This is a genomic window from Vibrio limimangrovi (assembly GCF_054064025.1).
On record NZ_JBSUGF010000028.1, the window covers coordinates 1 to 6,284 of the forward strand.

Below are 6,284 nucleotides of genomic sequence, written 5' to 3' on the forward strand. Positions count from 1 at the left end.
GCATGTTGGAACCCTCAGATATTTATCTCATCCTGCTAAGTTTAGGTTGGCAGGGGAAGAGTGGATTCCATACATCATCTCAACGCATAAGTTTACTCACAATCTGTGATTGTACGTTTGCCTTACCTGTAGTTATCCGAGGGAGTGTCGAAGAAAGCTTTTTAAAACTATACGTCATTTTGCAATCTACTACCCAATACCTCTCATTAACCTATTGATTATCAATTGAACTGTGTTTGGAAAGGTTGCATGATAGGAGTATGAAAAGCGGCTAAAAGCCGTATCGAAAGCGTTATGTGTAATCGAGAGTTCAGGGAAAGAATGAAAGTACTTATATCAGGATCCAATGGGTATATTGGTAGCCACGTGACTAAGATGTTTGTCGAAAGTGGCTTTGAAGTTTCGACTTACAGCAGGACTAGCGGTGTCTTACCTCCTGCTCGGAAGCTTGCCAATGTGCCATTAGATTTCTCTGGTTACTTTGATATCGTTATAAATTGTGCTCGCCCACATTGGTCAGAATTTTCTCCGGAGGAAATAGCTGATATAGAGTCCAAGCTGCTAACGCAGTTGGATAGACTAGCGGCTGAAGGTGCAACAAAAATCCACACATCGGGCGTTTGGCTATTTGGCAATGCTTCTCACAATGACCTCAAAGAATTTAGGCTTAAGCCTTTAGAGGTGGTGAAACCGGACACAGTTACAATAGGTTGCGCTATCAAAAAGAAGTGGCATGTCGTTTACTGTCCTAGTTTGGTTTATGGTGGTGAAAACTGTCAGCTAAAGCGAATTGTAGATTCCTTATCTGACCAAACTCTCCAAGTAGCGATACCATCTCAAGGTTATAACCAATATATCCATGTAAATGACATCGCTCGATTTTATTTGGCACTGGTTCAAGGTAAACGTCCGGCTACACAACACTTTATTGCTGAGACTAAGGGGTATAGCCCCGAAGCGTTTTCTCAATTGTTACTCGACTTTCGAATCGTAAAGCAGGTTCACAAGAGCAGTTGGAGTGACTTTGAGAAATGCCATGGCTCTTCGGCAGTCGAAATTGAGAAGCTAAATCTTAACCTTCCAATTAGTCCCTTGTTTGAATCGACTGAGTAATTAAGGAAGTACATAGAAAATTACACATAACAAACGACTATGGCCTCAAGTTACTTTTCCTAATCTAACGGGACCCTTTTAGGGCATCAGGTCTAACAAGGTTCTGTCCATTTCTGAGTTACGAAGGATGTAGATTTTCTGTGATCACCAAGCGATTCTGTCGGTCCATAGGGGAATATAGTGATAATTAAAATCATAAACTGATATTTTATAAAACCATCAAATGAAAGCTGAGTCGTCCATATATGGTCAACAGGACAAAAAATCCCCCTCAGCCATAAGGATGTGGGGGATTAGAGATAAACTCGCTATGTCTTTTCACTTAGCACGAGACTTTCTCGCGTGGCATAGTGACTTATCGGATAGCTCAGCTTAAAGCTCGATATCAGCAATCGATGCTTTCTCAAGAATAACCGCATCAGCATCCGGCGCTGGTGCATAGCCCTGCGCCTGCTTAGGTTTGTGTAGGCCAAGTACCTTACTGGTGTAGTTAAGCTCGTTGAGCGTCGCTTCAACATCACCATTCAGATGCTGACCAAATGAAGGAATGATCTGCTTAAGTTTGTCGTTCCAGACACCGTCAACACGCTCACCAAATACTGATGTTAAAACATTCAGCATGATAGGTGCTGCGGTAGACGCACCTGGTGATGCACCCAGCAAAGCCGCAAGCGTTTTATCTTGAGAAGTAACGACTTCAGTACCAAACTGCAAACGACCACCTTTTTCCTGGTCTTTCTTGATAATTTGCACACGCTGTCCTGCTGTCCACAGTTTCCAGTCTTCTTTTTTCGCATTCGGATAGTACTTCTGCAGCTCTGCAAAACGGTCTTCATCATCCTGCAGCACCTGACCAATCAGGTAAGTCACCAGATTAAAGTTATCCAGACCAACATGCACCATAGGCATCAGGTTATCTGCGGTCGTCGAACCCATAAGATCCCACAGTGAACCGTTTTTCAGGAACTTGGTTGAGAAGGTAGCGAAAGGACCAAACAGGATTACTTCTTTACCATCAATGCGACGTGCATCCAGGTGAGGTACTGACATAGGTGGCGCACCTACTTCCGCCTGACCATAAACTTTCGCCAGATGCTGTTGCACCACTTCTTGGTTTTCGGTGATAAGGAACTGGCCACCAACCGGGAAACCACCATAGTTGTCCGCTTCAGGAATACCGGAAGCCTGTAGCAGCGGCAATGACGCACCACCGGCGCCGATGAAAACGAATTTAGCATGGATCTGTTTTTCCTGCTCATCGTTAGCCAGATCTGCAACGGTCACCGTCCAGCTACCGTCCGTGTTCTGTTTCAGGCCACGGACTTCGGTCTGTAGTTGCAAATCGAAGTTAGGTTGCGATTGTAGCGAGCTGACCAGTTGGCGGGTGATTTCACCATAGTTCACATCGGTACCCAGAACTGAGCGGGTAGCGGCAACTTTCTGGTTCGGGTCGCGACCTTCCATGACCAATGGTGCCCAGGCTTTGATCTGTTCCGGATCTTCTGAATAGTCCATGCTCTGGAACAGAGAATTTTTCTGCAATTCTGCATAACGCGCGCGCAGGAAGTTAACGTTAGTATCACCCCATACGAAACTCATGTGATTTACGCTGCGGATAAATGATGCCGGATTATGCATCACTTGCTGCTCAACCTGATAAGCCCAGAACTGACGGCTTATCTGGAAGTCCTCATTCACCTTAACGGCTTTGGTCACATCAACACTGCCATCCTGCATTTGCGGGGTGTAGTTCAGTTCCATCAGCGCTGAGTGACCAGTACCTGCGTTGTTCCAACCATTCGAGCTTTCTTGGGCAACATTGTCCAGGCGCTCAACCATGGTCATACTCCATTCAGGCTCCAGTTCCTGCAGATATGTGCCCAGAGTGGCACTCATGATCCCGCCACCAATCAGCAGTACATCAACTGGTGAATCACTATCGTCCGCGTACGCTGACGGAAAAGATGTCATGCTGGCAACAGCAAATAACATCATGACTATTTTTTTCATAAAGACACTGACCTTAAATATAAAAATTGAGCAGCGGAGGATAAAACCGCTTTTGCCCTAAATAAAGCAGAGACAGTCAATGGTTTATAAGTAGTCAATAAGTCACCAGCGCATTAATACATCTCTTCAAGTCATATGCTTTAAGAATAATGACAAAACTACCTAATAGCGCAACATGACCAGATTTAAATAACATTATTGAAAATAAACAACGCTATATTTTTGGATGAAAAACACTTTGCAAAATCGCCGTGTAAAGATTGAACAATCATTACATTAGCCGTCAGAGAAATAAGATTTTACTTATTTAGCTATTACTAAACACACTTTAAACCACAGTGCCTTGCCTTGTGGCACGCAAACTACCACACCAAAAATGTGAAGTAAACCTACAAATCAACAACATAATGTTCACGTATTTGTTCTTTTAAATGATTTATAAGGAATATTATTCTATATAAATTCAAAACGGTTTTGATGTGATGGACGCGTCTCCCTTATCGCTTCGTTGTACCATAAGGGGCCGCCATTAAGGGTCATTCAAACGAGAGAGAAACTGAAAAATTTCAGTCATTACTCTCTTTTGGGACCACAAGTTAAAACGTCTGAACACTGTGTTCCAGTCTCCGAAAAGTCGAACGGTAGTCGCTAGAAAAGCGGACGAGTGACAGTGTTGGAGGATGGTATACCCTTTTTGGACTATTCTGATGAAAGGTTCAATTTAGCATTCCTGAATACGTTTGTTTTTTAATCAACGTGTTGATGGGCTGTTTTTCAACTTATACTACTAAGATGTAATAGCATTCGTCTGGAGCATTCAATGAGTAAAGATACTGGTGGCATTCCTAAACATAGTGGCAAGGCCAATCCAATAGATACCGATTATCAGGTCGGTCAGGACAACGTTGTTTTATCTGTAGGCCCTTTTGGGTTAGATATTCATAACCGCGTGTTTGCGGTTTCTGGGCTGGCGATTGTTATATTCGTATTTGCTACCTTAATTTTCAGGGAGCAAGTAGAGCCTATTTTTGTCCACATGCGTTCCTGGTTAACTTCTAGCCTTGACTGGTTTTTCATTCTCTCTGGTAACATTTTCGTCATTGTTTGTATTGGATTAGCTATTTCCCCGTTAGGTAAAGTAAGGATAGGTGGAACGGAAGCTTTGCCCGATTACAGTTACGCTGGCTGGTTGGCGATGCTATTTGCCGCTGGTATGGGGATCGGGTTGGTATTCTTTGGCGTATCTGAGCCAATGTCTCACTTTAGCTCTTCGCTCGCAGGACCTGTACTCGAAAACGGAGTCCGGACGGATTGGGCGCCATTAGGAGGCGCTACAGGTGACGTCGAAGCGGCTCGATCACTAGGTATGGCAGCGACAATTTATCACTGGGCTTTGCATCCATGGGCTATTTACGCTCTGTTAGCGTTGGGACTGGCGATATTTTCGTATAACAAAGGGCTGCCGCTAACGATGCGTTCTATCTTTTACCCGGTTTTCGGAGAACGTATTTGGGGATGGCCTGGACACATTATTGATATTTTGGCAGTGGTGGCAACGGTATTTGGTCTTGCTACTTCATTGGGGTACGGGGCTTCTCAAGCAGCAACTGGTTTGAACTTTCTGTTTGGGGTACCGCTAACGGATACTACCCAAATTATCCTGATTATTGTTATTACTGCTTTTGCCCTGATATCAGTACTTGCGGGGTTGGATAGCGGTGTAAAACGCCTCTCTGAGATTAACATGCTGTTAGCCGCGGTCTTGTTGTTCTTTATTGTGATTGTAGGGCCAACCTTGTTTATCCTAACGGGATTTTTCGAAAATATTGCTTCGTACATCAAAAACATCCCAGCATTGTCGATGCCGTTTAATCGCGAAGATGTGAACTATTCTCAAGGTTGGACTTCGTTCTATTGGGCATGGTGGATTTCATGGTCGCCATTTGTTGGCATGTTCATCGCCCGTGTATCGCGCGGACGTACAGTTCGAGAATTTATTTTCTGCGTACTGATTATTCCTTCAACCGTGTGTATTTTCTGGATGACAGCATTTGGTGGGACGGCTATTAGTCAGTTTGTCAATGATGGTTATGAAGCCGTTAAAGATGCTGAACTTCCGCTGAAGTTATTTGAAATGCTGGAGGTGATGCCGTTATCAAGTATCACCTCATTGGTTGGTATTGTTCTGGTTGTGGTGTTCTTCATTACTTCATCGGACTCGGGGTCATTGGTTATCGACACCATTGCCGCTGGTGGTAAAGTTGATGCACCGACGCCACAGCGTGTATTTTGGTGTACGTTTGAAGGCCTGGTAGCGGTTGCTTTATTGCTAGGTGGTGGTCTTGCTGCCGCACAAGCTATGGCAGTGACGACCGGCTTCCCATTTACTATTGTCTTATTGATTGCCACATTCTCTCTTATCTTAGGGCTGAAGAGTGAGCCGATAGCGACGAAAGAGTAGGCGACAAAAAAGAAAAGGGCATGTTAGAAGTATTGTGCCCTTTATCTTTCATTCTTACGCGAGATATGAGTGACCGCGCAGATATAGAAACCGTCAACAGGAGAGAGTTTTCTGGTCAGAAATACAAAGTAGGAAATGACTTTGTGCTTTCAGTCAAATTCGATCCAAACCTATTTATTCAAAAGATGCGCATTTGCACAGCTCTTTGAATAGTCCCCGCTCATTGCGGCAATAAAGCCTTCCACCGCACATCGGACCATACTTAATCGCGTTTCTGTTGTTGCAGAACCGATGTGAGGGAGCCCAAACACATTGTCTAATTTAGTTAACGGCGATGAGGAGGGCAACGGCTCTACCTCGAAGACATCTAAGCCTGCTCCGCGGATAACGCCTTGCTGTAAAGCTTGAATCAAAGCTTGCTCATCGACGACTTTTCCTCTGGCGGCATTAACAAAAATAGCGCTGGACTTCATTTGAGCGAATTCTTTCTCACCAATCAGTTTTTCTGTTTCAGCACTCAAGGGTACCAGCATAACGACAAAATCTGATTGTTGTAATAGTTTATTTAATGGCAAGCGTTTGGCATTAAATGCCTGTTCAGCCTCACTATTCACTGAACGATTATACCAATTACATTAATTTTATGATCTAATAGTTCATAGAAAAGGAGCTTCTATGAACCATGATTTTCACCGCTTAA

3 protein-coding genes and 2 pseudogenes are annotated in these 6,284 nt (G+C 43.9%); 2 read left to right on the forward strand and 3 right to left on the reverse strand.

Annotation, left to right across the window (positions count from 1 at the left end; translation table 11 throughout):
* The first annotated feature begins 321 nt into the window (after nt 1-321).
* A complete protein-coding gene (locus ACWYU8_RS21820; protein ID WP_457521826.1) occupies nt 322-1,113 on the forward strand; it encodes an NAD(P)-dependent oxidoreductase in 792 nt (263 codons plus the stop codon).
* A gap of 372 nt (nt 1,114-1,485) precedes the next feature.
* Here ACWYU8_RS21820 and mqo read toward each other — a convergent pair whose 3' ends face one another.
* Together mqo and ACWYU8_RS21830 are read right to left on the reverse strand one after the other, a co-directional pair.
* Entirely contained in the window at nt 1,486-3,123 is a 1,638-nt protein-coding gene (mqo, locus tag ACWYU8_RS21825; RefSeq protein ID WP_457521827.1) for a malate dehydrogenase (quinone), read from the reverse strand.
* A gap of 532 nt (nt 3,124-3,655) precedes the next feature.
* Nucleotides 3,656-3,754 (reverse strand): annotated as a pseudogene (locus tag ACWYU8_RS21830) (IS5/IS1182 family transposase); the annotation flags it as partial.
* 189 nt (nt 3,755-3,943) lie between these two features.
* Between ACWYU8_RS21830 and ACWYU8_RS21835 the strand changes: the two are divergent.
* Nucleotides 3,944-5,584, forward strand: coding sequence for a BCCT family transporter (locus tag ACWYU8_RS21835; RefSeq protein ID WP_457521828.1), 1,641 nt, complete (start codon nt 3,944-3,946; stop codon nt 5,582-5,584).
* 170 nt (nt 5,585-5,754) lie between these two features.
* Here the strand turns inward: ACWYU8_RS21835 and ACWYU8_RS21840 are convergent.
* Nucleotides 5,755-6,201: pseudogene (locus ACWYU8_RS21840) on the reverse strand (NAD(P)-dependent oxidoreductase); the annotation flags it as partial.
* Nucleotides 6,202-6,284: the final 83 nt, after the last annotated feature.